Source organism: Alcaligenes sp. Marseille-Q7550, assembly GCF_965112015.1.
Genome location: NZ_CBCOPU010000009.1, coordinates 1 through 2,245 on the forward strand (window position 1 = coordinate 1; position 2,245 = coordinate 2,245).

Genomic DNA, 2,245 nt, shown 5'->3' on the forward strand with positions numbered 1-2,245 from the left:
CCCGGCCGAACGCAACGGCATCCCGCGCGTGCAGGACTTCAACACCGGCGACCAGGAAGGCGCAGGCTACTACCAGTTGACCACGCACCGCGGCCGGCGCTGCTCGACCGCCGTGGCCTTCCTGAACCCGGCGCGGGAGCGGCCCAATCTGCGCATCAAGACCCTGGCCCAGGCCAGCGCCATCCTCACCGAGCAGGGCCGCGCCGTGGGCGTGCGCTATCGCCAGGACGGAGTGATCAAGACCCTGCGGGCGCGGCGCGAGGTGATCCTGTCGGCCGGCGCCCTGCAGTCGCCCCAGCTCATGCAGCTCTCGGGCATAGGCCCGGCCGCCATGCTGCAGAAATTCGGCATTCCCGTGGTGCGCGACATGGCCGGGGTGGGCCGCAACCTGCAGGACCACCTGCAATTTCGCCTGATCTACGAGGTGAACAGGCCCATCAGCGACAACGACAGGCTGCGCTCGCTCTGGGGCAAGGCCAGCATGGGGCTGCAATGGCTGCTGTTTCGCGGCGGGCCGCTGTCCATCGGCATCAATCAGGGCGCCATCTTCTGCAAGGCCTTGCCCGAGGCCGCCACGCCCGACATCCAGTTCCATTTCGGGACCCTGTCGGCGGACATGGCCGGCGGCAAGGTGCACGATTTCTCCGGCTGCACCTTTTCGGTCTGCCAACTGCGTCCCGAATCGCGCGGCCACCTGGAACTGCGTTCGGCCGAGGCGATGAAGGCGTCCACCAGTTCGTTGCGGGTGCGTATGCTGGTGGCGTGCAGCGGTCCCTGGGTGCCGCGCGTGGGGCCGGGGCCCAGGTCGTTGTTCTCGATGCGGCGAAAATACGGCAGGCACTCGTCCCAGGACCAGCCCTCATTGCCCAGCGCGGCCCAGTGGTCGTAGTCCTGCTTCTGGCCGCGCACGTAGATCAGGCCGTTGATGGAGCTGCAGCCGCCCAGGGTCTTGCCGCGCGGCCAATAGATCTCCCGGTTCAGCATGTTGGGGTCGGGCTGGGTGTGGAAGCCCCAGTTCAGCCGGGGGTTGAACATGGTCTTGCCGTAGCCGATGGGAATGTGTATCCAGGGATTGCTGTCCGGCGGCCCGGCCTCCAGCAGGCAGACGGTGTACTTGCCGTTTTCACTGAGCCGGTTGGCCAGCACGCAGCCGGCCGATCCCGCTCCCACGATGACATAGTCAACGCTTTCAGTGGTGTCCATTGCCTCACTCCAGTTCTGTTCGTGCCGCCAGTCTGAAGATTCAGGCTTGAAACATTTATAGGGTAAACACGGAAAGTTCCGCACCTGGAACGCTAAGTATCATTTCCGTTTCATTTTTCAGGTAGCGAGGCCGTGATGCAGGCAGAGGATTGCCGTCCCTTGAGGGTTCTGACCGTGCTGGAGCAACTGGCGCATACGCAGTACGCCCAGACCCTGGCCCAGTTGGCGCAACGCACGGGGCTGCCCAAGACCAGCCTGCTGCGCATCCTGCAGTCGCTGGAGCAGGCGGCCTATGTCATGCGCGTGCCGGGCGACGGCGGCTACATGCCCGGTCCGCGCGCCCATCATCTGGCGGCGGGCCTGCTGGGCTCGCCGCATTTTCTGCGCGCCAGCCGGCACATACTGGGGCGGCTGGTGGGTATCATCGGCGAATCCTGCAACCTGACGGCGCTGGCCGGCGACACCGTGCAATATCTGTCCAGGGTGGAAAGTCCCGAGCCCATGCGGCTGCAGTTGCGCATGGAAATCGGCGCGCGCGTGCCTTTGCATTGCACGGCCAGCGGCAAGCTGTTCCTGGCCTTGGCGCCGGACGTGCAGCGCCGCCAGCTGCTGGACCGGATCACGCTGGCGGCGCTGACGCCGCGCACCATTGCTGATCGGACCCGCCTGGAGGCAGAGCTGCAGGGGATACGCAGCCAGCGCATCGGCATCGACAATGAGGAGTTCGTGCGCGGCATGGTGGCCATCGCCGTGCCGGTACAGGATGAGCAGGGACACGTGGTGGCGGCGTTGGCCTGCCATGCCGCCACGGCGCAGCGCTCCATGGCGGAGCTGTTGCAGTTTGCCGGGCCCATGCGCGAAGCGGCCGCCGAGATGGCGGGGCTGTTCAAGCGCAACGCCCGGGAGAGTTCGTCCGAGGGGGAGCGGAGCTAGCCGGAGCTCGCACGCCGGCTCGTTCCGGAGGCCGGGTTCAACTGCCGCGCACGACGCGGAAGGTGGCCGCGGCCTTGACCAGCAGCCGGTCCTTGTCGTCGTAGCCGCC

At 66.7% G+C, this 2,245-nt stretch carries 1 protein-coding gene and 2 pseudogenes; 2 read left to right on the top strand and 1 reads right to left on the bottom strand.

What is annotated here, in order from left to right; genetic code table 11:
* Positions 1-727, top strand: a pseudogene (locus ACWPWO_RS18660) (GMC family oxidoreductase); the annotation flags it as partial.
* Positions 728-759: 32 nt separating this feature from the next.
* On the opposite strand, the pseudogene ACWPWO_RS18665 reads toward ACWPWO_RS18660, so the two are convergent.
* Positions 760-1,203 (bottom strand): annotated as a pseudogene (locus tag ACWPWO_RS18665) (GMC family oxidoreductase); the annotation flags it as partial.
* Positions 1,204-1,362: 159 nt separating this feature from the next.
* On the opposite strand from ACWPWO_RS18665, the gene ACWPWO_RS18670 reads away from it, so the two are divergent.
* Positions 1,363-2,136, top strand: coding sequence for an IclR family transcriptional regulator (locus ACWPWO_RS18670; protein WP_454007874.1), 774 nt, complete (start codon positions 1,363-1,365; stop codon positions 2,134-2,136).
* Positions 2,137-2,245: the final 109 nt, after the last annotated feature.